This is a genomic window from Aminipila sp., assembly GCF_032051575.1.
Taxonomy (GTDB): Bacteria; Bacillota; Clostridia; order Peptostreptococcales; family Anaerovoracaceae; genus Aminipila.
In genome coordinates this window covers 80,143-103,231 of record NZ_DAMBYD010000004.1, presented here as the reverse complement: position 1 = coordinate 103,231, position 23,089 = coordinate 80,143, and the positions used below count along the sequence as shown (strand labels likewise).

The 23,089-nt window shown below is 32.0% G+C and carries 26 protein-coding genes and 1 pseudogene; 10 read left to right on the top strand and 17 right to left on the bottom strand.

Going from position 1 to position 23,089, the window contains the following annotated elements; all coding sequences use genetic code 11:
* Positions 1-243: 243 nt before the first annotated feature.
* The 4 genes from RTW14_RS06430 to RTW14_RS06415 all read right to left on the bottom strand — a co-directional run bounded on the left by RTW14_RS06430 (position 244) and on the right by RTW14_RS06415 (position 2,467).
* On the bottom strand, positions 244-852 hold the full coding sequence (locus RTW14_RS06430; protein WP_312648879.1) for a hypothetical protein: 609 nt from the start codon (positions 850-852) through the stop codon (positions 244-246).
* Positions 853-1,273: 421 nt separating this feature from the next.
* The gene (gene infC / locus RTW14_RS06425) at positions 1,274-1,795 is read right to left on the bottom strand and encodes a translation initiation factor IF-3 (RefSeq protein WP_331654416.1); all 522 of its coding nucleotides are present in this window, start codon (positions 1,793-1,795) and stop codon (positions 1,274-1,276) included.
* Positions 1,796-1,881: 86 nt separating this feature from the next.
* Positions 1,882-2,046, bottom strand: a complete 165-nt coding sequence (locus RTW14_RS06420; protein WP_312648878.1) for a zinc-ribbon domain-containing protein — start codon at positions 2,044-2,046, stop codon at positions 1,882-1,884.
* Between the two features lie 193 nt (positions 2,047-2,239).
* Positions 2,240-2,467, bottom strand: coding sequence for a hypothetical protein (locus tag RTW14_RS06415; RefSeq protein ID WP_312648877.1), 228 nt, complete (start codon positions 2,465-2,467; stop codon positions 2,240-2,242).
* 135 nt (positions 2,468-2,602) lie between these two features.
* On the opposite strand from RTW14_RS06415, the gene RTW14_RS06410 reads away from it, so the two are divergent.
* Positions 2,603-2,965, top strand: coding sequence for a hypothetical protein (locus RTW14_RS06410; protein WP_312648876.1), 363 nt, complete (start codon positions 2,603-2,605; stop codon positions 2,963-2,965).
* Positions 2,966-3,068: 103 nt separating this feature from the next.
* On the opposite strand, the gene RTW14_RS06405 is transcribed toward RTW14_RS06410, so the two are convergent.
* Positions 3,069-3,680, bottom strand: a complete 612-nt coding sequence (locus RTW14_RS06405; RefSeq protein WP_312648875.1) for a hypothetical protein — start codon at positions 3,678-3,680, stop codon at positions 3,069-3,071.
* A gap of 304 nt (positions 3,681-3,984) precedes the next feature.
* Positions 3,985-4,371: a hypothetical protein gene (locus tag RTW14_RS06400; protein ID WP_312648874.1), complete on the bottom strand. Its 387-nt coding sequence runs from the start codon at positions 4,369-4,371 to the stop codon at positions 3,985-3,987.
* A gap of 182 nt (positions 4,372-4,553) precedes the next feature.
* Here RTW14_RS06400 and RTW14_RS06395 point away from each other — a divergent pair, with 182 nt between their 5' ends.
* Both RTW14_RS06395 and RTW14_RS18810 read left to right on the top strand, forming a co-directional pair.
* Positions 4,554-4,775: a hypothetical protein gene (locus tag RTW14_RS06395; protein WP_312648873.1), complete on the top strand. Its 222-nt coding sequence runs from the start codon at positions 4,554-4,556 to the stop codon at positions 4,773-4,775.
* A gap of 81 nt (positions 4,776-4,856) precedes the next feature.
* Positions 4,857-4,946: pseudogene (locus RTW14_RS18810) on the top strand (hypothetical protein); the annotation flags it as partial.
* A 361-nt stretch (positions 4,947-5,307) separates the two neighbouring features.
* On the opposite strand, the gene RTW14_RS06385 reads toward RTW14_RS18810, so the two are convergent.
* From RTW14_RS06385 to RTW14_RS06375, 3 genes are all read right to left on the bottom strand, one after another.
* A complete protein-coding gene (locus RTW14_RS06385) occupies positions 5,308-5,481 on the bottom strand; it encodes a DUF6440 family protein (RefSeq protein WP_312648872.1) in 174 nt (57 codons plus the stop codon).
* A 403-nt stretch (positions 5,482-5,884) separates the two neighbouring features.
* A complete protein-coding gene (locus RTW14_RS06380) occupies positions 5,885-6,169 on the bottom strand; it encodes a hypothetical protein (protein WP_312648871.1) in 285 nt (94 codons plus the stop codon).
* 195 nt (positions 6,170-6,364) lie between these two features.
* Positions 6,365-6,685 (bottom strand): hypothetical protein, encoded by a 321-nt coding sequence (locus RTW14_RS06375; RefSeq protein WP_312648870.1) that lies wholly within the window; start codon positions 6,683-6,685, stop codon positions 6,365-6,367.
* 229 nt (positions 6,686-6,914) lie between these two features.
* On the opposite strand from RTW14_RS06375, the gene RTW14_RS06370 reads away from it, so the two are divergent.
* From RTW14_RS06370 to nhaA, 3 genes are all read left to right on the top strand, one after another.
* Positions 6,915-7,421 (top strand): DUF3888 domain-containing protein, encoded by a 507-nt coding sequence (locus tag RTW14_RS06370; protein ID WP_312648869.1) that lies wholly within the window; start codon positions 6,915-6,917, stop codon positions 7,419-7,421.
* A gap of 156 nt (positions 7,422-7,577) precedes the next feature.
* Positions 7,578-7,715 carry a hypothetical protein gene (locus RTW14_RS06365; RefSeq protein ID WP_312648868.1) on the top strand — a complete coding sequence of 46 codons (138 nt, stop codon included), beginning with the start codon at positions 7,578-7,580 and terminating at the stop codon, positions 7,713-7,715.
* Between the two features lie 240 nt (positions 7,716-7,955).
* Positions 7,956-9,161 (top strand): Na+/H+ antiporter NhaA, encoded by a 1,206-nt coding sequence (nhaA, locus tag RTW14_RS06360; protein ID WP_312648867.1) that lies wholly within the window; start codon positions 7,956-7,958, stop codon positions 9,159-9,161.
* A gap of 145 nt (positions 9,162-9,306) precedes the next feature.
* On the opposite strand, the gene RTW14_RS06355 is transcribed toward nhaA, so the two are convergent.
* From RTW14_RS06355 to RTW14_RS06345, 3 genes are all read right to left on the bottom strand, one after another.
* A complete protein-coding gene (locus RTW14_RS06355) occupies positions 9,307-9,705 on the bottom strand; it encodes a hypothetical protein (protein ID WP_312648866.1) in 399 nt (132 codons plus the stop codon).
* A 202-nt stretch (positions 9,706-9,907) separates the two neighbouring features.
* Positions 9,908-10,195, bottom strand: a complete 288-nt coding sequence (locus RTW14_RS18655; RefSeq protein WP_331654411.1) for an AAA family ATPase — start codon at positions 10,193-10,195, stop codon at positions 9,908-9,910.
* Positions 10,196-10,729 (bottom strand): gamma-glutamylcyclotransferase family protein, encoded by a 534-nt coding sequence (locus RTW14_RS06345; RefSeq protein WP_312648865.1) that lies wholly within the window; start codon positions 10,727-10,729, stop codon positions 10,196-10,198.
* Positions 10,730-10,906: 177 nt separating this feature from the next.
* On the opposite strand from RTW14_RS06345, the gene RTW14_RS06340 reads away from it, so the two are divergent.
* Positions 10,907-11,263: a sigma-70 family RNA polymerase sigma factor gene (locus tag RTW14_RS06340; protein WP_312648864.1), complete on the top strand. Its 357-nt coding sequence runs from the start codon at positions 10,907-10,909 to the stop codon at positions 11,261-11,263.
* Between the two features lie 75 nt (positions 11,264-11,338).
* On the opposite strand, the gene RTW14_RS06335 is transcribed toward RTW14_RS06340, so the two are convergent.
* The 5 genes from RTW14_RS06335 to RTW14_RS06315 all read right to left on the bottom strand — a co-directional run bounded on the left by RTW14_RS06335 (position 11,339) and on the right by RTW14_RS06315 (position 17,751).
* Positions 11,339-11,542 (bottom strand): hypothetical protein, encoded by a 204-nt coding sequence (locus tag RTW14_RS06335; protein ID WP_312648863.1) that lies wholly within the window; start codon positions 11,540-11,542, stop codon positions 11,339-11,341.
* Positions 11,543-11,600: 58 nt separating this feature from the next.
* Entirely contained in the window at positions 11,601-12,743 is a 1,143-nt protein-coding gene (locus RTW14_RS06330) for a GGDEF domain-containing protein (protein WP_312648862.1), read from the bottom strand.
* Positions 12,744-12,912: 169 nt separating this feature from the next.
* Entirely contained in the window at positions 12,913-13,467 is a 555-nt protein-coding gene (locus tag RTW14_RS06325) for a TetR/AcrR family transcriptional regulator (protein ID WP_312648861.1), read from the bottom strand.
* A 94-nt stretch (positions 13,468-13,561) separates the two neighbouring features.
* Entirely contained in the window at positions 13,562-16,633 is a 3,072-nt protein-coding gene (locus tag RTW14_RS06320) for an efflux RND transporter permease subunit (protein ID WP_312648860.1), read from the bottom strand.
* Positions 16,634-16,644: 11 nt separating this feature from the next.
* On the bottom strand, positions 16,645-17,751 hold the full coding sequence (locus RTW14_RS06315; protein ID WP_312648859.1) for an efflux RND transporter periplasmic adaptor subunit: 1,107 nt from the start codon (positions 17,749-17,751) through the stop codon (positions 16,645-16,647).
* Between the two features lie 658 nt (positions 17,752-18,409).
* Between RTW14_RS06315 and RTW14_RS06305 the strand changes: the two genes are divergently transcribed.
* The 3 genes from RTW14_RS06305 to RTW14_RS06295 all read left to right on the top strand — a co-directional run bounded on the left by RTW14_RS06305 (position 18,410) and on the right by RTW14_RS06295 (position 23,048).
* Positions 18,410-19,693, top strand: a complete 1,284-nt coding sequence (locus tag RTW14_RS06305) for an ArsB/NhaD family transporter (RefSeq protein ID WP_312648858.1) — start codon at positions 18,410-18,412, stop codon at positions 19,691-19,693.
* 184 nt (positions 19,694-19,877) lie between these two features.
* Complete coding sequence (locus tag RTW14_RS06300) at positions 19,878-21,227, top strand: sigma-54 interaction domain-containing protein (protein ID WP_312648857.1); 1,350 nt, start codon at positions 19,878-19,880, stop codon at positions 21,225-21,227.
* A 183-nt stretch (positions 21,228-21,410) separates the two neighbouring features.
* A complete protein-coding gene (locus RTW14_RS06295) occupies positions 21,411-23,048 on the top strand; it encodes a M20/M25/M40 family metallo-hydrolase (protein ID WP_312648856.1) in 1,638 nt (545 codons plus the stop codon).
* Positions 23,049-23,089 lie beyond the last annotated feature (41 nt).

Below are 23,089 nucleotides of genomic sequence, written 5' to 3'. Positions count from 1 at the left end.
AATATACACCTCCTTTGTATAATTAATGCAGTCCTTTCTTTAATTGTAGAGGGAAAGTAAACTTTTTCAATAGCTTCGACATTTTTAGTGTTATTTCAACATTTGTGTCTAAAGGCTTGTACAATCAGGACAATATATTTCTTTCATACTCTTTCCTCTGAGAATTTTAGTTTTCTTGCTTTGCGTATAGCTTGTACATTTTACTATTAATGAAAGAAATAATATTACTTCTTTCATTACTTACTATTCAATAGTTGGTGGTATAACAGGTGTAGGTTTTTGTAAATTATATATTAAATAATCCTTAATTCCTTGTGCCATAAAATCACCAATACTAGATGAATAGGATATAAGTCTTTCATATATATTAAAGCTATCTTTATATTTCTTTGATATAAACGAGTTAATCTCATTCAATGTCATGTTAGTAAAGTTGATATTATAGTTTTCCATAGTGTTTTTGTCCCAATATGGGTTTAAGTTTGAAAGAAATTCAGCACTCTCACCCGCATTTTGATATATTTGTTTCACAATTTCATCTGCAACTCTAGAATTACCTTCCACTAGTGCATTGATTAAATCTATAAATAGATTTATGTAATTTGAGAGTAATATAGTATAATCATCAGCAGCTTTATCTCCAAAAAAAGTTCTTATTAAGTCTGTAAAATTTCCTGTAACACTATGTAGTCTATCAATAACCACAGCTTCTAGTTCAGCATCTGCTTTAAGAGTTTTCACAATTAAATATCTATTTAGCCAAGCAGATAAATTTCGCCAAAGAACCCTTCCTCTAAATACTATATTATCTATATCTTGTTGCTTGGTAGATATTGGTTTGCATTTTAGCATTTTCCTCACTTCCTTTGCTATTATTGTATTCAGATGTTTTTATTTAGTTAATCATTCTATATCTAAAATTTGGTCATAAAATTTTTGTATTATCGAGAATCACTAAAACTAACATATACGTCACCTTGCCAATATTCATACCATTGTCGTATCTTTGATTTTGTCATGGCAATCTTTAATTCTAAAGGGTATCGCTGCTTTAAGTGCAGTAATTCTTTGCTCGGCATTTGAACACCTCTATCCTAAACAAATTCTAATTAACCTCAGTATTATTTATTTAACATAAAAATGTTAAACTTCACTCGTTGATTTATCATGCCAATAAAGACAAATAAAATTTACATCAAAAAACACCTTGAATTTTTCCAAGGTGTTACAGTTTGCCTAAATGGGCTTAGGGCAAAATCTCTTTAATTTATGTTTAGTCTTCTTTCTTTTTAGGACTTATAATCATAGTCATAGTTCTACCTTCAAGAGCAGCACCCTTATCGATATCTCCAACTTCCTTTACTGAATCAGCAAATCTCGAAAAAACGTCTAATCCATCTGTTGCATATTTTTGTTGCCTGCCCTTAAACCGAATACTTGCTTTTACTTTATTCCCTTCTAATAAAAATTTATAAGCATTTTTACTTTTGACCTCTAAATCATGCTCTTCTATTTTGGGAGATAACCTTACTTCCTTAAGAGTTACAACCTTTTGGCTTTTCTTTGCTTGTCTCTCTTTTTTAGCCTTTTCATACATGGTTTTATTGTAATCTACTATTTTACATACAGGGGGAATAGCATTCGGAGAAATTTCCACTAAATCCAGGTTGCTTTCTAATGCTTTTTCTAATGCTTCTTCAATTGATACAATTCCTAACATGGCACCGTCTGCATCAATAAGCCTAATTTCCTTATCATTGATTTCACCATTCATACGTGCATTTTTTTTATTAATAATATTAAATACCTCCTATTTAATATTTCATATAAATAAAAGTGGATTATTAAACCCACTTTTATTGCTTAAAATAAATACTATTATTAGTATCTTTTACCATTATTTCTTTGTTGTTTTTTTGCTCTTCTACATTCAGGACATCTTTGTGGTTCGTTTTCGAATCCCTTCTCTTTGTAAAATGCCTGCTCACTTTCAGTAAAAGTGAATTCTGCTCCGCAGTCTTTGCATATAATCGTTTTGTCAGCCATAACACTAACCTCCTTTGTTTTATTTAGGATTTCAAAATTAGAGACATCTCTCTAAATAAATCAAAGAAACGTTGTCAAAAATAAATTAACCCATAACTGATAATATTTTTATCAGTTTTATCATTATAATATAATAATTTCATTTAATCAAGATTATTTCGAATATTTTTAAATTTTAAAAAATATTCGAAGGTTATAAAAAGGTAAAAGAAAAACCACTATTAAGTGTTATGACAACTTTGCCATCTTCCCCAATAGTGATTTCTTCTAAAAACTGCTCTATTATTTCATCATTAATGCCTTCAGTACTTTTCAATTTATTCCCTAGGTAATTTTTGTGGCTCTCGTCGTGGGTGCTGCTAGCAGAATTTATCATTATTGTTAATCTAATCTTGCACCCCTCAAATTTTGATGGTTGCATCTTTTATCCTAAGTCTGCTAAATTTTAATTTATCCCAGTAATTAAAATTCTTATCCATCTATTGATTTCCCAAATAATTACACATATACTGTTATCTATATGGTAGTTTTCTATCAATCAAAAGAAAGGCTAGCTATGAAAAAAATAAAGTACATACTTCTTGGTATTATAGTTTCTATTTTCATCTTAATGTTTTGGGTCTGCAATAATCCCAATCCTATTTTACAAATGATTCTCCCTATAGTTTCTATAGTCCTGTTAATCACCTATTTCATTGTTGCTACTTTAACAAAAGAATACAGTAATGCTAAAGAAAAGCAATTAAATTATTACGGACTTTTTGTCGGTTCTATAGGCCTTTTAGTAATATTGATCATTTATATATTAGACATTTTTAAAATTATACCGCATTATGAACTGACCATACCTTTAGTTTCTTTTATTTTCACTTTAGCCTTAGCAGTATTCACTGTCATATCACTCTCTAAAAAGCTCTAATTCAAGGTAACCGCGGCATAGCCTGTCCTGTTACCTTTATTGTGTAATGCTTGTACACTTTATTTTTAATCAAAGAAATAATAGTACTTCTTTGATTACCTTTTTATTCAATAGTTGGTGGCGGTCCAACAGTTGTAGGTTGTTGTAAATTATATATCAAATAATTCTTAATTCCCTGTGCCAGAAAGTCACCAAGGCTGGTTGAATAAGATAAAATCCTGTCATAAATATCAATACTTTCTTTATACTGTTTTGATATAAAAGCCATTATTTCTCGGATTGTCATGTCAGTAAAGGTAAAAATATAATTTTCCATAGTGTTTTTGTCCCAATATGGATTCATTTCCGTAAGCAATTCAGCCCTTTTACCAGCACTTTCATATATTTGCTTGACAATTTCATCAGCTGCACTTGAATTGCCTTCCACGAGGGCATCAATTAAACTAATTATCAGCATTATGTATTCTGAAAATAAATTAATATAATCATCCGCAGCTTTGTCACCAAAAAACGTCCTCATGAGGCTTCCAAAGTCTTCTACGATTCTAAGCAGCTTATCTTTAATCTGTTCTAATAGTTCAGTATCTCCCTGTAAATTTTTTGCTATTAGATATGTGCTTAGCCATGTAGCTATATCACGCCATATAATTCTTCCTCTATAGACTATATTATCTATATCTTGCTGCATTTTAGTTATTTGGTAGCTCTCTATCATTTTACGCACCCCCTATTGTTATAGTATTCAAATACTTTTATTTGGTTATGGGGTATAATGCCTAATATTTTAAGTTTATTGAGTAAAAACCCATTTCTTTTGTAATTTCAAATAGTTTCTTCCCACAATCAGCACAATACGCATATTTACCTATCCTTTTATAGTCAAGCGAATCATGCATATTATTTGTTGTTATTCTTTTTCAAATCATCATCGACATGTCCCATTTTGTGTCTTTAAAATAGAGTATATTAGCAAAACTAATTCCTCTATTTTAAATAATTATTTCAATGTAATAGGTAATTTAAAAAAGAATTGAACCGCGTCTAAATAATTCATTCAGCAATAGTAAATCAATAAAATCCCGAAATAACCCTCTTCTTCTGAAAAATCTGCGACGTCGCTGTGTACTTTCTACAGTTAATTTCGTAGGACATTGGTTGGCATATTCCTCCAGATCAGGATACATTGTACATACTTTTATGTAAATGTCATCTGCAACCTGGTCTAACATGTTCTGGTTTATTACGGTTTTACATGCTAATATTTGGTCGCATCCAAATATTATAAAAGGTTGCACCTTATAATAGATTTCTGGATAAGCAATATCATCAATGAAATTATCTTTTATAATTTGTGAATCAATACTAGGAAGTAATTCATCATCTTGCATACTATAATAATCTTTCATATGATCCTCCTCTTTACTTTATATAAATCATTATATGTATTAGCCTATCAATGGTGAAAATTAAAAAAAATATTGACATTGCAAAATTTTTTTCCATTTACTGTGCTCCGAAAAATTAAAATTTAGTAGCATAATTAATAACTTTTACATATAATGTTATAGACCAAAGGAGGTCAGTTAATATGTGTGATCGTGTTTTGTCTGATACAACAAACCATAGCAGTAGATGCCGTTCTAATAACGACGTCTTAAGTATTACTAATGAATGCAACAATAATGATATTTTAGGAGTTACTAGCGAATGTAATAATAATGATGTCCTAGGCACTAACACTAATAGAAGACGTTGCTGCTGCCATTGCTGCTGTCATTGCTGCTGTCATTGCTGCAGAACTTGGTTTTAATAAAAACTCATGCGCCCATTAAATATGGGCGCTTTTATATTAATTACTACCTTTTATTTATACTACTAGGATGATAACCCAAGACTTATGTATATTCATTTTGAATCTATTGATAAACCTTTAAGTTTTGCAAGGAAAGTAGCTGACGCATTAAGAGTTTTAAGAAGCTAACTTTCTAAGGGTAATTACAGTATCGCTGCAATTACCCTTAGAACTTTTTTAACCAACTTACAGTCATACGCTCTTCCCTGCTTAATTTTCTTCTCTTTTTAAGTCCAAGGCTCACTTTTACACTTAGGTCCTAGCTGATTTTTAATCTTTGCAATAAAAAAACTACTAACCAATACTGATAGTTAGCAGTATTTAAGTACTTTTATTTTTTTAACTTCTTATTATACTCATTTCTTTCGGTATGCTTCATATCCGCAAATGTATAATCCAATTAACATTACAATCGTAGAAATTCTAAACGGTGCAATATAATCTTCCTCAAATCATAGTCAGTAGTCTACATAAATTTTAAAAATTGAATTTATTTATGAGAAGATAATGTAACTATTGGTTTACCATCATTATCTAAAAGAGGGGTAAGACCACCAGAATTAGCATCTCTGTGCCATAAATAGTTAATTCCTGTTTCCGTATCAACCCATATTTCGGTTACCACCATCGAGCCTTGACTATAAGTTTTTTCAAATCTATTCATTATGAATCTCCCTTCAAACTCCTATTTAGTAGTTTCTTATGCTGTATTTATTTTGTTAAACTTCAGATTATATCCATACCATAGATAGGATACTACCAATTCTACCAACTATCAATATTAAGTTATTAACTTGCTCTACTGTCACCTACCAAATTTTATTGAATAATATGATAACAGTACTTACCTTATTTGAAGGGAGGTATTATCTATGTTTGATTTAACTAATTTAAGTAGATGCTGTTGCTGTCATGGTCACTGTCGTTGCTGTTTCCATTGTCATTGCTGCTGGTGCTCCCATTGCGACCGCTGGAGTCCTTACGACAATTGTGACGACACTTGGTGTTAATTAAAAATTCATGCGCCCATTAAATATGGGCGCCTAATAGTTAGTAGTTTCTTGTCTTCAATCTAATTCATCAACATAGTGTTTCGCTTCTATCAAGGTCATTTGTGTGTGTTCACGAATTTTTTTAATTGCTTCAACTTCTTTTCCACTCTTTTTTAGATGGATTGCAAGTTCTTTTACTTCATCTGCAATCCAGAATGATGATAAATTATCGTTCCCTGTGATTTCAGCTAATTCATTTAATCTTTTTTCTTGGCTCTGAACTCTCTTCTTTAACATTGAGATTTCATTATATGCCAATAATCCTCCGCCTAATAATAATGCAAGCATAGTATAATCCATATGCTTTCCCCCTAACTATTGTATAAATAATCTTACTTAATAATATACTTCATTCTATACGACCTATCAATGTCAATTTCAACATCAGTAAATTTATCAAACCTGTTGTAATTTATTGCAATAAAAAACTACTAACCAATATTGGTAGTTAATAGCTCCTTGCGATATTTTTAATTGTTAAACTTGGGTCTATATTTAAAACATAAGGAAAATTAAAGAAATTATAAGAATACATGCCCCAATAATCGATCCTATCTTTCCTCCTTTTGCATAACGGTGATTAGGAAATTTATATCCTAATATAATTGCTGGTATTAAAAATACAATAGTATAAAAAATAGTAAAGTGTATACCAATCTTCCCATTAGAACATGTTGACCATGCTGGTAAATCCATAAATTTTAAAACAGCATCACCTAAACAAAAACCTTTCAATCCGTTTATATTTACAGACCATAAAATGGTAATTATAAATAGCACAAGAGATATCGAACCCACACCAAATTCCTTTTTCATTTTCCGAATCCCCTTCATAAAATCCATACTTTTCTTGCAGTTCTTCACAATGTTCTGCTCTTCTTAGGTATTGCTCTTTCCGTTCTGTCAAAAATTCTGTTATGTCTTGCATATCACTTACCTCCTCAAATCATAACTTTCCTACTACTGGGTTTTAGTTTTTATTACTACTTTTAAGATATATTCATAAACAGTTCCTTGCTCCATATATTTTACAAGGAGGGCTCTTATGCTACATTTAATTAATGATAAAAAAAAATATATCCTAATATTAATTTTACTATCTTTGATAGCTGCAACTTTAACTTACTGCTTGTATATTAAAAATAAACCATCGGATGTTGAAATGACCGCAAATATGCAAATTTATCAAAGCGAAGTAGAATGTAACAAATTGCTAATTAATACCTATCTATACGATATACAACAGGCAACAAATGTTTTCTATAGCCAATACTATACGATAAATCCAACTGTTTCTTTCTATGTAGTAACAGTCAAAGAAATTAAAACCGAAAAAACGTCAGGAACAGAAAATATATCTTATTTAATTACTTTTATTTCTGAACCTTATATTGGTCCACATGATACCATTGGAAAAGATGAGATTACATTCTCAGCGAATTACACAGGAAATGTAGAAGTAAAAGAGTTTGAGCATTTTTTAAGTTACCATCTACCAGAACACTTAAAGGATTTAGAGAAGAAACCGTTGCCTGGAGAATATGCAAATTAAACGCTAAAAAATAATATTTGGGCCTATATTATTTACACTAACTGACTTATACTTATTAGAAATATTTAAGTTATTAACTCGCTCTACTGTCACCTACCAAATTTTATTGAATAATATGATAACAGTACTTACCTTATTTGAAGGGAGGTATTATCTATGTTTGATTTAACTAATTTAAGTAGATGCTGTTGCTATCGTGGTCACTGTCATTGCTGCTGCCATTGTCATTGTTGCTGGTGCTCCCATTGCGACCGTTGGAGTCCTTACGACAGTTGTGATGAACTTTGGTTTTAATTAAAGATTCATGCGCCCATTAAATATGGGCATTTTTCTATAATAAAAGTTCATAAGGGAGCATCTTTATGTTGATATATACTACTAAAATATGTTGATATCTACTACTAAAAAATGTTATGATTGTTTTAACTATTACCAAAAACAATGAATTGTAGTAAAAAAATAAAAGTTATTTATTATCAAGAATGATAAGGTGGTAGATACGAAAATTGTATCAATTTGGAAAGGATCGTGAAAGTGAAAAAAAGAAATAACCCTCAAAATTTCATCTCAATTGTAGGTTTCTTTAAAAGTGAGGCGACAAGTGGATTACTTCTGATTTTTTGTGCTATTATAGCATTATTAATTGCTAATTCTCATTTTGCAACAACGTATAACCATATACTCCATACTAGTGTTACTATAGGGTATAAACAGGCTTCTTTATCCATGTCAGTTCTTCATTGGGTAAATGATGGATTAATGACTATTTTTTTCTTTGCGGTGGGAATGGAGATTAAACGTGAACTAGTCATAGGGGAACTAAAATCATTAAAGCAAGCGCTTTTACCGATTTCTGCTGCTATGGGAGGGATGGTTGTTCCTGCTGTTATTTTTACACTTTTTAATTATGGAGAACCAACAATTTCAGGTTGGGGAATTCCTATGGCAACAGATATTGCATTTTCTCTAGGAATTTTGTCTTTAGTCGGCAAAAGAGCACCAAGAGGTATAGTTGTTTTTCTTACTGCACTAGCTATTGCTGATGACTTGGGTGCTATCATCGTAATTGCTTTGTTTTATACCCGAAACATTTCATTGGTTTCCCTTACAATAAGTGCATTGGCACTGATCTTCCTTATTTTAGCCAACAAATTAAAAATTACATTTATACCAATATACCTTGTGGGAGGGGTAATACTTTGGCTTAGTTTGTTAGAATCAGGGATACATGCAACCATTGCAGGAGTATTGCTAGGTATGGTATTGCCTATAGGAAAAAATATTGATGAATTTAAAAAGTCTGTTTTGTTTAAGTTGGAACATGTTATAACACCAGTATCTACGTATGTAGTTATGCCCATATTTGCTTTGGCAAATTCAGGTGTTTCCATTAATTTAAAGAGTCTTGCTTCAGATATATTTACTCCTGTTAGTTTAGGGATAATAGTGGGTTTGATTATGGGAAAACAACTGGGAGTATTTGGAGTCTCTTACATATTAATAAAATGCAACTTTGCTAAGCTCCCAGCAGGAGTAACCAAAAAGCATTTATATGGTGCAAGCGTACTTGCAGGTATAGGATTTACAATGTCATTATTTATTTCTTCCCTGTCTTTTTCAGAAGAATTTATAATAGCTACAGCTAAAACCAGTATTATGGTAGCTTCAGTTCTATCAGGGATTTTAGGTGTGATTGTTTTTAAATCAATTAAAGAACCCTTAAATGAAAAATGTATTTAATGTAAAGAAAAATCTTGCATATATCAATTGCCATTATGCAAAATTCTAGTTTGTTTAGGCAATAAAAAACTACTAACCTAATATTAATAGTTAGTAGTTTTTATTATTTTTAATCTTATATTTATAATGTTCAAAAGTAAAATTGTCATTTTCTAGTATGTTGGATATTAAAAAAAGTTATAACACATTTATTAAATATGAGTAATCCACCACTTATTACCGCATCAATTAGCGCCATAATATATATCCACATAGGAAGATTCCCAACCCGACTAATATCAGGAAGCATGAAAATAATTATTCCTATGCTTATAATGCTTCCTGCCACAAATATCCATCTCACCCACCTTACTCCCATAGCTAGAGCAATAGATAGTAAGATTTGGCTAGAAATATTTACAAAGTTAAAATTTCCGAAAGTATTGCCTATAATTGTAAATATAATATTCAGTATAGCTATAGCGATTACAATTACTTTCCCAGTATTATATTGTTCATCTAAAGTTTTTTCTTTTCGTAAAATGTCTACCCTGTCGTTATGCACATTAGGCTCCTTTCAAAATTAGATGATTTAACCTTATTATATACCCGCTTATACTAACTATCAATATTAAGTTTCCAATGTACGATAATCTCACTAAATCCTAATTTTTTAATTCACTAGGTTCTTTTGGAAAAATATTTACTCTGTCAAATTTTAATACTCTATTACTTCTTGTAATATAATTTCTTTTTTCTTGGTTATCCTAATTCTGAGGTGATAAAAATGGATTTGAAAAACCGACCCATCTTGGATGGAGATCTCGATAAGCCCATTCCAGAGGACGTATATCCGGTGATTGACACCGATCTTGCACGGGACAACCTTGAAAACGATATGCCCGAAGCGGATCTGCAAGACTTATGATTTCCCGCCGCCTATTTAGGCGGTGTGGCCACTGACCATTATTAGCTAATTCAGCAGCCATGTTAAAAACTGTTGTTGTTTTTCCAACACCACCCTTTTGATTAATTACAGCATATACTTGTCCCATTTATAATTCCTCCTTAATCAATTTACTCATCACTACTTCTCGCTGTACATTTTGTACTGCATCTAGTAAACCACTGCTTATAATCCCATGATCCGTATAACCCTGTTCTATCATTTCCAGATAATACGGTCCTGGCTTTGCAGGATAATTTTGATATTCATCTGGCATCACATAAACCATTGCTTCCACAATTCTAGTATTAATTTTGACCTTTATTTGTTTTTTTACATAGAGTTTGGGAAAGCTTTCAAAATAATCGAGTGCCTTCTCACACTTCCTTGTAATATTCCAAAGAACAACGGGCACAGTTGCCCCTTCACATTTTTCTATGTTAGCAACGCCTCTGCGTTTTCCTCTGAAAGTTAGTTTGTAATTTTCTAATACTCCAATACCAAGTACTTCTGCAGAAGGACATCTCAAAGCCATCTGACGTAAGTTCATGTTACTTCCATATGCAGCATAAATTTCACATTTTCTTTCCATAAATCTCATCCTTTCCTTTCCCTGCAGATTATAACTCTCTTTAGCATTCATACACACATTCTCCCTTCGTCTATCTCCATATTTAAATTTATTTTGACAAGCAAAAGCAGCTCTGCTATTATATGTGCAAGAGCCGCATTCCTTTGTGGTAAATACGAAAAAAAGGTTTACCAACTCGTCCAAAGTTTTCAGGTAAACCTTTTTATTATTTAATCAATTTATTCAGTTGTGCATTTTCAATGTTTTGGCTGGTTTTTATTCTTTATCTATTTTATCACGTTAACAGAGCCTATTGGTACAGATAAGGATGGTAATGAGATAAACTTTAACGACATATTAGGCTCTGATCCAGATGCAATTTTAGATGATATTCATTTAAAAATGCAAGTTAAATCACTTTATAATGCAATCTCACACATTTTAACAAAACGAGAACAACTAATCATAATGAAGCGTTACGGTATTTCAGGGGAAGAACCTCTTACTCAGCGTGAGCTTGCAAAAGAACTAGGCATAAGTCGTTCTTATGTCAGTCGTATCGAGAAAAAAGCTGTTGGTAAACTGAGAGATTATCTAAAGCCCTAAATAAAAACACTCCTCCAAAAGCATTTGCTTTAATGAGGAGTGTTTTTATTTAGATGCATTTATTATGTTCAAATGTTACTTCTGATCTGAATCTATATATTCCGTATCTAGAGAGTCTTTTATTTGCTGAGCTTTTATATCCTCAGTTCCTGCATATTCACGAAGAAATTGCTTAATTTCAGGGTTTTCCACTTCGTGGGATATATCTCTGAAATCACGTACTCGTTCTTGAGTTTCCATTAGCTGATTTTTTATATAATTTTCTGTATTCGTTGACATATTATTACCTCCACTTAAAGATGTTATTATTAGTGTTTTCAAATACAGTGTAAAAATACTATTTATTTTTCCTTGATTTTATTTGATACATATTGTAATCTGCTTCAGAAATAAGCTCATCAACAGTGGCTTTTTTACCTGAGTCCCAAACAGTATAGCCGATACTTAAAGATAAAGTAAACATTTCAGTTCTACTTAAATTAAAGTTTGTTGTATGTTGTTCTATTAAAGCTATCAGTTTATGTACATTTGACAATTGGCGGGTTTGATAAATAATAGTAAATTCATCGCCACCATAACGTGACAAAAATGCATTTTTATTTTTACATGCTTTTTTTAATATATTTGCAACACAAACCAAGGCTTTATCCCCATTAAGATGTCCAAATGAATCATTAATCTCTTTAAATTTATCTACATCTATCATAATAAGAGCTATAATACTCTGGCTTTCATTGCTCTTTGTTTTAAAAAGAAGATACTTATCAAACTGAAGTCTATTATTCAGTCCTGTTAATGAGTCCGTACTAATTTGTTGATTTTGTATATTAACAAATATCATTAACAGAGAAATAGCAGCACATATCCAAATTAAAGAAATTCCATAGAAAAATATTTGTATAATTGCACCAATAAAAGGTGGTACCGCAAATAGTGCCATTAGGAAACATTGCTTTTTTTCATTAGGTATTTTAGTTATAGATGCTTTATGCAATGCCAATATAGAAGAAAAAGCAAGATACGAAAAAGAAAGCATCACTGGAACTAGTACCCATTTCCCTCGGTGATAAACATTATTTGAATCAATATAAAATACAAACTCATACCATAGATTAGAAACAACTAAGAACATATCTATTAATAACGGAATTAAATATATGAGCAAACGCTTACGCAAATGCTGGATATTATTAGTTAATTTGCAGTCAGAATAAATGGTCCAGATAAAAGGAATAAATCCACAAAATAAATAGTATAACGTAGATACCAAGATATTTAACTCTTTTGAAAATGTAAATATTTTTCCATCTAATAACCACATACTTGTATCCAACGCAAGAATATGCATACATGCAATAATTAGTGTATTAAATAATCGCTGTTGTATCGTTATACCCACTGATCTCTTTTGATTAGAAAGAAGAATAGCCAGTATAATAAAGCCTATTATATTTATTTCAGCATATAAAAATTGTTCCATACACGACTAACTCCTAAAACATATATTATTCAAACTCCATACATAACTCTTAGACCATTCCAATAATATTACATTATACCTTATATTTCCAAAATTGAACAGACTTAAGAGGCAGATGCCATTAATTGCCCTAATCCTTGGTTATTATAAATAACATTTCTTTATTAATTTATAATAATTCAATATGAAATAATTCTACAATCATACTTGCCATATCCTTAGGCTGCTCTTTCATATCACAATCAAGCCACTGTTGTATTACACCAATACAACCCGAAATTATAAAGGGATCATAATACTGCAATTTAATATTGACCACATCATTATCCCAACAAGATTGAGATTTTAATACATTCTTTAACTTTTCTAAAAACGCATAGTCCCCATCAGGTCCAAGTAAAACCTTACACATTTTAGCGTTAAGCTGTACAAATTCAAAAAGGTATGTAAAAAATAATAGTAAATTTTCATATGTAGTGGTACTTTTAAAACATTTATTATATTCTCTCGTAAAGTCATCTAACATTTCTGATTCCACTTTTTCAACCATGTCATAGATGTCTTTATAATAAAGATAAAATGTAGACCGATTCACATCAGCTAAATTAGTAAGCTCTGTAACAGTAATATTATTTATTTTCTTTTTAGACATTAATTTCGTTAGGGCTTCAATAAGAGTTTTTTTAGTTCTCCTTACGCGTCTATCATTTTTTTGTTCTATCATAGTAAATCCTTTATCATTAAATTTTATTTATATATCCCTTATAGTAACCACTTGGCAATTGATATGCAAGCGCTATTCTTTACTTTTTTTAATTCTATTTCATTACTTTATGGATTCTACTCTTTAACTCTTGGATCATGCTATAAATTACTGGTATCACAAATAGTGTTAAAAAAGTTGAAGAAATTAAGCCACCAATAATAGCATACGCCATCGGCGCTCGAGTTTCACCACCAGTGCCATCTCCCATTGCCATTGGTATCATTCCTAGTATCATAGCCAACGTAGTCATGATAATCGGTCTTAATCTGGTCTTTCCTGCTAAAATTAACGCTTCATTACATGGAATACCATTTTTCATTTCGTTACGAGCAAAATCAATAAGTAAAATTGCATTTTTAGTAACTAATCCCATTAACATGATCATTCCAATTAAAGAAATTAAATTGATGTTGCTTCCCATAATCCATAAACCAAATACAGCCCCAATTACCGCCAAAGGAAGGGATAAAATGACCGATAGCGGATCAATATAACTTTCAAACTGAGCTGCCATTATAAAGATGATAAACATGACTGCCATAAGTAATGCAAAGAGCATTGAAGTAATGGACTCATCCATAAGTTCAGTCATATCACCAGATACTATTTCACAGCCTTCTGGAAGTGGTGCTTCTTTGTTCAGTTTTGAAAGAAAAATAGTATTGATTTCACCCGTACTAAATCCCTGGACGTTAGCGGAAATTGAAACACGTTGCTGTTTATCATAGCGAGTTATTATGCTTGGTGAAGGATCAAAAACCTTTTGTGATATAGCAGTTAAAGGAATAAGTTCACCAGAGGTACTGCTTTTCAAATAAATACAATTTAAATTATCAATATTTTCTCTATCACTTTTCTGTAATCGAACCCGAATATCCGATTGCTCTTGACCCTCTTTAAACTGATTCACAACCACTCCATTATATAGTGTATATAACGCATCTACTACCTGAGCCGATTCTACTCCTAAATCTGCTGCCTTTTCTTGATTGATTTTAATACTAGTTTGAGGACTTCCCGGTTTATAACTACTCACTACATCCACTACTCCAGGTAATTCTTCAAGAACTTTCTGTGCTTTTTCACCATACTTCTGAAGTGTTGTGATATCATCTCCAACAATATTAAATTCAATATCCTTTACATCACCAGTGGGCCCAAGTGATACAGGGGTAACGGAGGCTCTTATACCTGGAATTTCTTTTAGACTTCCTCTAATCTCTTGAGAAAGTACTTCCATAGACTTATGTCTCAAATTACGTTCTGTTAACTCAACATACAAATTTGCTGAATCATCTTGTACGGTAGCATATACTTTAGTTACTTCTGCATTTTTTCTGATTGCTTTATCTACAAGCTGAATTTTATTTCCAATAGCCTCCTTGGTCTGACCAGCATCAGGTTCAATTACTATATTCATTTTTGCTAAATCGGATTTTGGTATAAAGTCCGTCCCCATATTTGCTGCTATAAACATGCTGCCAACAAATAACAGAATTGTGCACAAAATGAGTTTTACTTTATGTTTAAAAACTATTTTAAGTAAACTAGAATATCTATCCGATAAATAATCAAACTTCTGATTGAACCAGTTTAATTTTTCTTTTATCCACAAAACCATTTTGATTTTTGGTTTCTTGTCTTCTCCGGTTTCATCTTTTAAATAGCGGGATGATAACATAGGCACCAAAGTAAAAGAAACAAACAAGGAAATCAAAACGCTTCCTACAACGGTTATTCCGAATTGTTTAAAAAATTGACCTACAACCCCGTTAAGCATTCCCACTGGTAAAAATACTGCAACCAGAGCTAAAGTCGTTGCTATAACTGCCAGCCCAATTTCAGAAGTTCCCTCTTTGGTTGCTGTCAAAGCATCTTTACCCATATGCCGATGACGTTCTATATTTTCGATTACTACAATTGCATCATCAATTAAAAGTCCAACACTTAAAGATAATGCAGTCAAAGTCATTGTATTTAGAGTAAAGTTCAATATCTTCATAAGAACAAAGACACCAATTATTGATGTTGGAAGTGCTATGGCACTGATTAAAGTTGTTCTCCAATTCCCTAGGAACAGCAAAACAATAAGAACGGCTAATACAGCACCCTCAACAATAGTCTTCAATACATCATCAACTGAATCCTCTATAATTATTGAATTATCCTTTACTACTTCAAGCTGAATATTGGAAGGTAGATCCTCTTGAATAGATTGGCATTTTTCTAGTATTTGATCTGCCACTTCAATCGTACTTACGCCTGACTGTTTAATAATATCAATACCAATGGCTTCTTTGCCCTGATAATACGCAATGCTATCCTTCTCCTCGGCCCCATCTTCTATTTCTGCTACATCTTGAAGATAAATGGGCTGTCCAGATTGTCTACTTATTACCAACTGGTTAAATTGATCTAATTTAGTTAATAACCCACTGGTTTGTAAGGAAAATTGATTATCCCCTTGTGTGATTTGTCCAGCAGAAGCCTCCATATTTGTACTTTTTAAAGAAGTCACAATTTCGTTGGTAGTCAACCCATAAAGTGCTACTTTATCTCTGTTAAGGTTAATATGTATCTCTCTTTCTTCTGCTCCATATATTTTTACCGAGCCTACACCACTGATTGTTTCTAACTTTGGTTTTATAAGATCATTAACCGTTGTGGTCATTTCTCTTATAGAAGCTTTACCAGTAATAGCCAGAGATACTACAGGTTGTGATGTTGGGTCATAACTGGCAATAATAGGTTCTTCACAATCACTTGGCAGTGAACTTCGAATTGTACCTATTTTATCCCTTACATTTTGCACAGCATCTGCCACAGGGGTCTCTAAAGTGAACTCCGCATAGATTATACTTGCATTTTCCTGGCAGGTGGAGTTAATATGCTTAAGTCCAGCAACTTGCCCAATGGCATCCTCAACTTTCTTGGTGATATTATCTTCTATTTGATCTGGCGAAGCCCCTGGCTGAACAATAGTTACTGTCACATAAGGAAATTCTGCAGGAGGAAATTCATCTGAACCTAGTCCAAAAAAACTGATAACTCCCATAGCCAGTAAGGCAATTATGCAAACTGTAGCTAATACTGGTCTTTTCAAGCTTATATCTGTCAAAAACATAGTTTACCTCACTATTCTTCCTCGGCAATCTGAATAGCATCACCGTCTTTTAATTTATTTACATTACTTATAATTAGTTGTTCTTTTTCTTTTATTCCAGACTTCACTTCAATTTCCTGACCTATTGTATCCCCAAGTTCCACTAACCTTCGTTCCGCCATTTTGCCTTTCACAACATAGACATAATATACGCCATCTTTTCCACTAATTGCAGCCTGTGGTACCATTATTGCCATTTTAGTATTATCAAAATTAATTTGGGCTTGGGCAAACATGCCAGGCTTTAAAAGAAAATCAGCATTATGTACTAGAATCTTAACCTGAAAGCTGCGGCTTGAACTATTTGCTACAGGATTCATGATCTCAACTACCCCTTCAAAATCTGTTCCGGAGAGGCTATCTACTGACACGTTTACCTTTTGACCTATTTTTATCTTAGTTATATCTTCTTGATTAATATTCACCACTAAATATGCAGAAGATAAATTCTGTACAGTCATAAGCGGTGTTCCTACCTCTACCACTTGCCCTTCCTTTATGTCACAATCTGCAACAAAGCCATCAAGTTTATTACTAACTCTGGTATCTTGTAATGCCTCCTGCGCATTGGAGAGTGAGGCCTGAGCCAAACTTACATCGGCTAAGGCTACGTCATATGATAATTTTGAATTATCGTAGTCATTTCTGGAAATTGCTTCTGCTTGGTATAGCGTAGTCATTCGCTCAAAATTTTTCTGAACATAATTTAGATTTGCACGAGCTTTAGCTAGCGTATTTTGTGCTGCTATCAAAGCGTTTTGCTGCTGCGTATCGTCCATTAAAAGCAATATCTGACCGTTATTAGCTTTCATTCCATTTTGTATCAGGATTTCTTTAATCTTTCCGCCGAATTTAGAAGTGACAATAATACTGTCCTTAGCTTCTATTGTCCCGGTTAATTCAAGTGTTTGGTTTTTTTCCTCTTTTATTATTTTTTCTACCTGCACCATTTGAGCCTTTAAAACTGTCTGTGTATCTGCATCGGCTTGATTGTCAAGGAAACTTTTTCCCATGACAATCAAAGCAATAATGATAATAACTACAATCACCCATTTAAATCTCAGTAAATATTTTTTCATTTTTTTATCACCTACTCCTTGCTATTCTTTCTATGTTTAAAAAGTAAAACCTTTTTATAATACATGTGTTTACTATAGAGCAAGTGTCAAATCTCTTCAATCATTAATTCCTAGTCAAAATGTAGGTTATTCAACAGAATTCTTACATGTGTTGTATTTTGTTTAAAATTTTATAAATGCGTTTCTATGCATGGTGCAGGTTCCTCGCAAGTTCAAAGAATTATGATTGCAAAATTAGGTAACTTTGAGCATAAAAAAGGGCTAGCTAAGGATATTTTAAAAAATTAAAGATAGTAATTAGATGTCTACCGGATTTGTCCTCTGGAGATTCAAGTCGAATATACAAACTTTTCGCAATTTACCGACAATTTTCGTGCTTATTGGATTTTTATTGACATAATATGATAAACATAATATAATGCCTTAAAGGCAATATATTATGAGTTCAGTTGAGAAATATTAATATTTCTTTCAAGATGATTTTAAACTTCTGGGGTAGGAAGCTCACTATGTGAGTTTCTCACTCTTTTTTTATAAAATTTAATAAGAACTAGTATTAATTGTTGCTTATACTAAATGGGTTATACAATATTGGCTAATTGATATAATATAAATGCTATACATTTTATATTGTATCCTATTAATTAAGGAGAGCACAATGGAGGCAGTATCAAATCAACTAATTTTATCAGCAGTTATATTTGTTGGTGCGTATGCGTTAATCATATGGGACAAAATTGACAGAACAATCGTTGCATTGGCAGGCGCAGTTCTAATGATTTTGCTAAGAATTTTAAACCAGGAAAGTGCATTTGGATATATTGATTTCAATACAATTGGACTCTTGGTCAGTATGATGCTTATTGTTATGGTTGTAAAGAGAACCGGAGTATTTGAATATCTTGCAGTTAAAACAGTAAAGATAGCAAAGGGCGAGCCTATTAAGATTTTAATACTCTTAGCGCTGATAACAGGAATGCTTTCAGCTTTTCTTGATAATGTTACGACCATACTTCTTATCCTGCCAGTTACACTTAGCATAGCAGAAGATTTAAAGGTAAATCCCATACCTTTTATTATTTCGTCTGTTTTTGCATCAAATGTTGGAGGCACAGCAACACTAATTGGCGATCCACCAAACATTATGATTGGTAGTGAAGTAGGATTGACCTTTGTAGATTTCCTAAAGAATTTAGGTATAATAATATTGCCTTTATTAATTTTAACAACAATTATATTTGCTTTTATTTATAAAGGAGCACTTGTCACTACAGTGGAGTGTAAAACAAAGGTTATGTCCATCAATGAAAAAGAGTGCATTAAAAATAAAGTCCTTCTTAATAAAGGCTTAATCGTATTGGGAATTACAATCATCGGCTTTATGCTGCATGGTATGCTGCATTATGAATCAGCAACCATAGCACTGACTGGTGCCGTTGTTCTATTATTTATTTCAGGGGAAAATATAGAAGAAATTTTCCGTGAAGTTGAATGGAAAACGATATTCTTCTTTGCCGGTCTATTTATGATGGTTGGGGGTATTCAAGAAACTGGTATAATCAAATTGATTGCTGAGAGTGTACTGGATTTGACAAATGGAGATCTTGTGTTGACTACTCTTGCCATTTTATGGGTAGCTGCTATTGCCTCTGCGTTTGTTGACAATATTCCTTTTGTTGCAACGATGATTCCTATGATAAAAGATATGGGCGCGCTTTCTGGTATGACTTTGGCTCCGATTTGGTGGGCTTTAGCTCTAGGAGCATGTTTAGGTGGAAATGGCACGATCATTGGAGCAAGTGCTAATGTTATCGCAACTGGTATGGCAGAAGAAGGCGGATACAAAATTACTTTTGGTCATTATTTTAAATTAGCTTTTCCAGTAATGATCTTAACTATTATAATCTCTACGTTCTATATTTACTTTGTATACTTGGTATAATCAATTACTAAGTGATTGAAGATTATTAACACAGCCCCCTTGGTTAATGTGAAGATGCATTAACCAAGGGGTTTTTTATATTTGGCACTTTTCTTACTACATTTAATTGCTATTTAAAATAATAAAAGTTACAATAAAATTGTAGGCTTTTATTATAATAAATGATACTAGAGGATAAAATGTTATGTTTGAAACTTTAAATCAAATACAAAAAATTATAGATATGTGTGAGGATAATACCGAGATTGTAATTTGCAATAAAGACGGTATTGTAGAATATTGTACATGCCAACACTATACACACCTTCCTTCAATTCTTGTTGGAAAACATATTTTAGATGCGTATCCAAGTTTAAACGAACAAACCAGTACAATAATGAGAACATTAAAAACCGGAAAGCCCATTATTAACGAAAAGCAAATCTTAACAAATAATGAGAATCAACAAATTGCTTTAATTAGTACTTCTATGCCGATTTTCGAAAAAGGTGAGCTGATTGGAATTGTCGATTATTCAAGGTTCTTAAAAGTAAATACCAATCAATTCACCTCCGTTAATACAAATCACCTTTACCAGCTTGATGACATCATAACTAGAAATCAGCAAATGCTATTTCTAAAAGATCAAATAAAAACGATCTCCGATTATAATTCTACTGTCCTTATTTATGGCGAAACAGGAACCGGAAAAGAATTAGTAGCTCAATCAATACATACAACCAGCAAGCGTAACAGCAAGCCATTTGTTTCACAGAATTGTGCTGCCATTCCAAGCAATCTTTTTGAAAGTATTTTTTTTGGTACAGAAAAAGGCAGTTATACAGGAGCTCTAACTCAAAAAGGCTTGTTTGAATTGGCAGATGGCGGTACATTATTTTTAGATGAAATTAATTCAATGGACATTTCAATGCAGGTTAAACTTTTGAAAGTTCTTGAAGATAAAAAAGTACGTCATATTGGAGGACAGAGAGACATTTCGTTTGATGTGCGTATTATTTGTGCTACCAATGAGAAACTTGAAGACTTACTTATTTCTAAACGTTTCAGAGAAGACTTATACTATCGACTCAGTATTGTTAAAATATCTATACCCTCGTTAAGACAACGAAAAGAAGACATCTTGCTGCTCGCTGACTATCTTATACAAAAATATAATAATCAAATGAATAGAAATATAAAAGGTTTAAGTGAAATGGTTAAGAGTATTTTTCAAAATTGGAATTGGCCTGGTAATGTAAGAGAATTGAAAAATATAATAGAAAGTGCATTCAATCAAGCAAAAGGAGAAGAAATACTATTAACAGATGTTCCGGAGCTCATAAAACTGATTGAATATAAAAGTGTAGCAACTATTAATGATTCAGAAGATATTTATTCGGGCGCTATCAATTTACAAAGTGCTGTTGAAAATTATGAAAAAAAGCTAATTCAGAATGCAATCAAAAATACGAACAGCCTGACAGCAGCTGCTTATAAATTATCAATTACCCCACAAAGATTAAATTATAAGCTCGCAAAATATAAATTACGTTAAAAAGAATCTATTCTTTCAAAATTTTTTTATATTTTAAAAAAATTTTTAATAATATTTTTAAAAATCAGCAAGATAAATGCTACTTTATACTATTTACATGAATTATAATCTGGCATACTATTTGCTATATATAACAGTAAGAATAATACTTATAAATTTATATATTTAATAGGAGATTAAACAATGGAACTTTCTGAAAAAATTAAGAATAATTTACAGACCTATCTAAGTGCAATAACACATACTGGAACAGAACTCGAAAGAAATAATGAAGTTTTTTTCAAAAAATGGTTTAATTCATTACCCTATTTAAAAGAAAACCCAGAATATTTCGGGTTTCACGATATAGATAATGACTGCTTACAGAGAAAAATTCCTTGGGCCTTGTTAAAAGGCAACGGTAGTAAGACCATAATTATGCTTCACCATACAGATACGGTGGATATTGATGATTTTGGAAAACATAAAGAATTTGCCTATAAACCATGTGAATTAGAAAAGCTATTCAGAGATGGCAAAGTTGAATTAGATGATGCAGCCAAAAATGATCTAGACTCTGGTGAATGGTTATTTGGCAGAGGTGTCTCCGATATGAAGGGGGGCGGATGTATTCATCTTTCACTTTTTGAAGAATATACAAAGTCGGAAAGCTTTAACGGTAATATCCTTTTAATCGGAGTTCCCGATGAAGAAAACTTATCTGCTGGCATGCGATCAGCCGCTAATTTATTAAAAAAGTTACGAGAAAAGTATGATTTACAATATTCACTACTTTTAAATGTTGAGCCCCATGACAGGATTGATGAAAATAATGTAACAATATATGACGGATCAGTAGGCAAGATTATGCCTATTTTTCTAGTACGAGGTAAACTTGCCCATGTAGGACAAATTTATAAGGGGTTGAATCCTATAAATTTATTATCCGCTATCGTAAGGAAAACTGAATTAAACCCAGCCTTTATTGAAAAAGCCGGAAATACTATTACACCTCCACCCGCTTGGCTGTATTTTAAAGATAGAAAAGAAATATATGATGTATCATTACCTCTTCTGACAGGGGGTTATATGTCAATTTTATCCCTTACCAAATCCCCTAAAGAAATTTTAGATGAACTAAAAACCATTAGTGAGGAAGCCTTTAAGGAAGTAATTTCTGATATAGAGTCAAGCTATGCTATCTATAGCAGTATGACTGATATGAATCAGGTTAAAATAGACTGGAAACCAAATGTAAAATACTATGGGGAAATTTTCAATGAAATTGTAGCAGAAAAGGGAGAATCCTTTAAACTTGAAATTGCAGAATTCCAAAGGCAGTTAGAAGAAAAAATCAATAATAATGAAATTTCAAGAATCGATGGTTCATATCAGTTAATGGAAAAAACGCTTGAATATTATAGTGATTTATCTCCAATTGTAGTTATTGCATTAGCTCCTCCTTATTATCCAAGCACCAATAATTCCATGCTTGCGAATGCTGCTGAAATTAATAACCTAATATTTAAGCTAGATGAATATGCTAGAAAAGAAATTGGTAATGGCATTTACACACAAAATTACTTTACAGGTATATCAGACTTAAGCTATGGCATGTTTACAGCAGATAAAGAAAATATTGATTATATCAGCCATAATATGCTTTTCTGGGGCGATATGTATTATATTCCTTTAGATATTATCAAAGAACAATCCATGCCAGTATTAAATGTGGGTCCTTGGGGCAAGGATTTACATAAATATACAGAAAGAGTCTATAAAAAAGACCTTTACGAGAACATTCCAAAGCTTATTGATTTTATAGTTAAAAGTTTTTTATAAAAAGGCTTAAAGATTGTATAAGGTGGCTTAAAAAACCACCT

What these genes read in the sequence shown, in the direction of transcription:
- RTW14_RS06420 (WP_312648878.1), bottom strand. Translation starts at nt 2,046, where the DNA reads ATGGCTGACAAAACGATTATATGCAAAGACTGCGGAGCAGAATTCACT.
- RTW14_RS06295 (WP_312648856.1), top strand. Translation starts at nt 21,411, where the DNA reads ATGGAACTTTCTGAAAAAATTAAGAATAATTTACAGACCTATCTAAGT.
- RTW14_RS18655 (WP_331654411.1), bottom strand. Translation starts at nt 10,195, where the DNA reads ATGGGACAAGTATATGCTGTAATTAATCAAAAGGGTGGTGTTGGAAAA.
- RTW14_RS06300 (WP_312648857.1), top strand. Translation starts at nt 19,878, where the DNA reads ATGTTTGAAACTTTAAATCAAATACAAAAAATTATAGATATGTGTGAG.
- RTW14_RS06330 (WP_312648862.1), bottom strand. Translation starts at nt 12,743, where the DNA reads ATGGAACAATTTTTATATGCTGAAATAAATATAATAGGCTTTATTATA.
- RTW14_RS06320 (WP_312648860.1), bottom strand. Translation starts at nt 16,633, where the DNA reads ATGTTTTTGACAGATATAAGCTTGAAAAGACCAGTATTAGCTACAGTT.
- RTW14_RS06370 (WP_312648869.1), top strand. Translation starts at nt 6,915, where the DNA reads ATGCTACATTTAATTAATGATAAAAAAAAATATATCCTAATATTAATT.
- RTW14_RS06365 (WP_312648868.1), top strand. Translation starts at nt 7,578, where the DNA reads ATGTTTGATTTAACTAATTTAAGTAGATGCTGTTGCTATCGTGGTCAC.
- RTW14_RS06315 (WP_312648859.1), bottom strand. Translation starts at nt 17,751, where the DNA reads ATGAAAAAATATTTACTGAGATTTAAATGGGTGATTGTAGTTATTATC.
- RTW14_RS06410 (WP_312648876.1), top strand. Translation starts at nt 2,603, where the DNA reads ATGAAAAAAATAAAGTACATACTTCTTGGTATTATAGTTTCTATTTTC.
- RTW14_RS06380 (WP_312648871.1), bottom strand. Translation starts at nt 6,169, where the DNA reads ATGGATTATACTATGCTTGCATTATTATTAGGCGGAGGATTATTGGCA.
- RTW14_RS06335 (WP_312648863.1), bottom strand. Translation starts at nt 11,542, where the DNA reads ATGTCAACGAATACAGAAAATTATATAAAAAATCAGCTAATGGAAACT.
- RTW14_RS06375 (WP_312648870.1), bottom strand. Translation starts at nt 6,685, where the DNA reads ATGAAAAAGGAATTTGGTGTGGGTTCGATATCTCTTGTGCTATTTATA.
- RTW14_RS06345 (WP_312648865.1), bottom strand. Translation starts at nt 10,729, where the DNA reads ATGAATGCTAAAGAGAGTTATAATCTGCAGGGAAAGGAAAGGATGAGA.
- RTW14_RS06305 (WP_312648858.1), top strand. Translation starts at nt 18,410, where the DNA reads ATGGAGGCAGTATCAAATCAACTAATTTTATCAGCAGTTATATTTGTT.
- RTW14_RS06430 (WP_312648879.1), bottom strand. Translation starts at nt 852, where the DNA reads ATGCTAAAATGCAAACCAATATCTACCAAGCAACAAGATATAGATAAT.
- RTW14_RS06405 (WP_312648875.1), bottom strand. Translation starts at nt 3,680, where the DNA reads ATGATAGAGAGCTACCAAATAACTAAAATGCAGCAAGATATAGATAAT.
- RTW14_RS06325 (WP_312648861.1), bottom strand. Translation starts at nt 13,467, where the DNA reads ATGATAGAACAAAAAAATGATAGACGCGTAAGGAGAACTAAAAAAACT.
- RTW14_RS06385 (WP_312648872.1), bottom strand. Translation starts at nt 5,481, where the DNA reads ATGAATAGATTTGAAAAAACTTATAGTCAAGGCTCGATGGTGGTAACC.
- RTW14_RS06415 (WP_312648877.1), bottom strand. Translation starts at nt 2,467, where the DNA reads ATGCAACCATCAAAATTTGAGGGGTGCAAGATTAGATTAACAATAATG.
- RTW14_RS06395 (WP_312648873.1), top strand. Translation starts at nt 4,554, where the DNA reads ATGTGTGATCGTGTTTTGTCTGATACAACAAACCATAGCAGTAGATGC.
- RTW14_RS06400 (WP_312648874.1), bottom strand. Translation starts at nt 4,371, where the DNA reads ATGAAAGATTATTATAGTATGCAAGATGATGAATTACTTCCTAGTATT.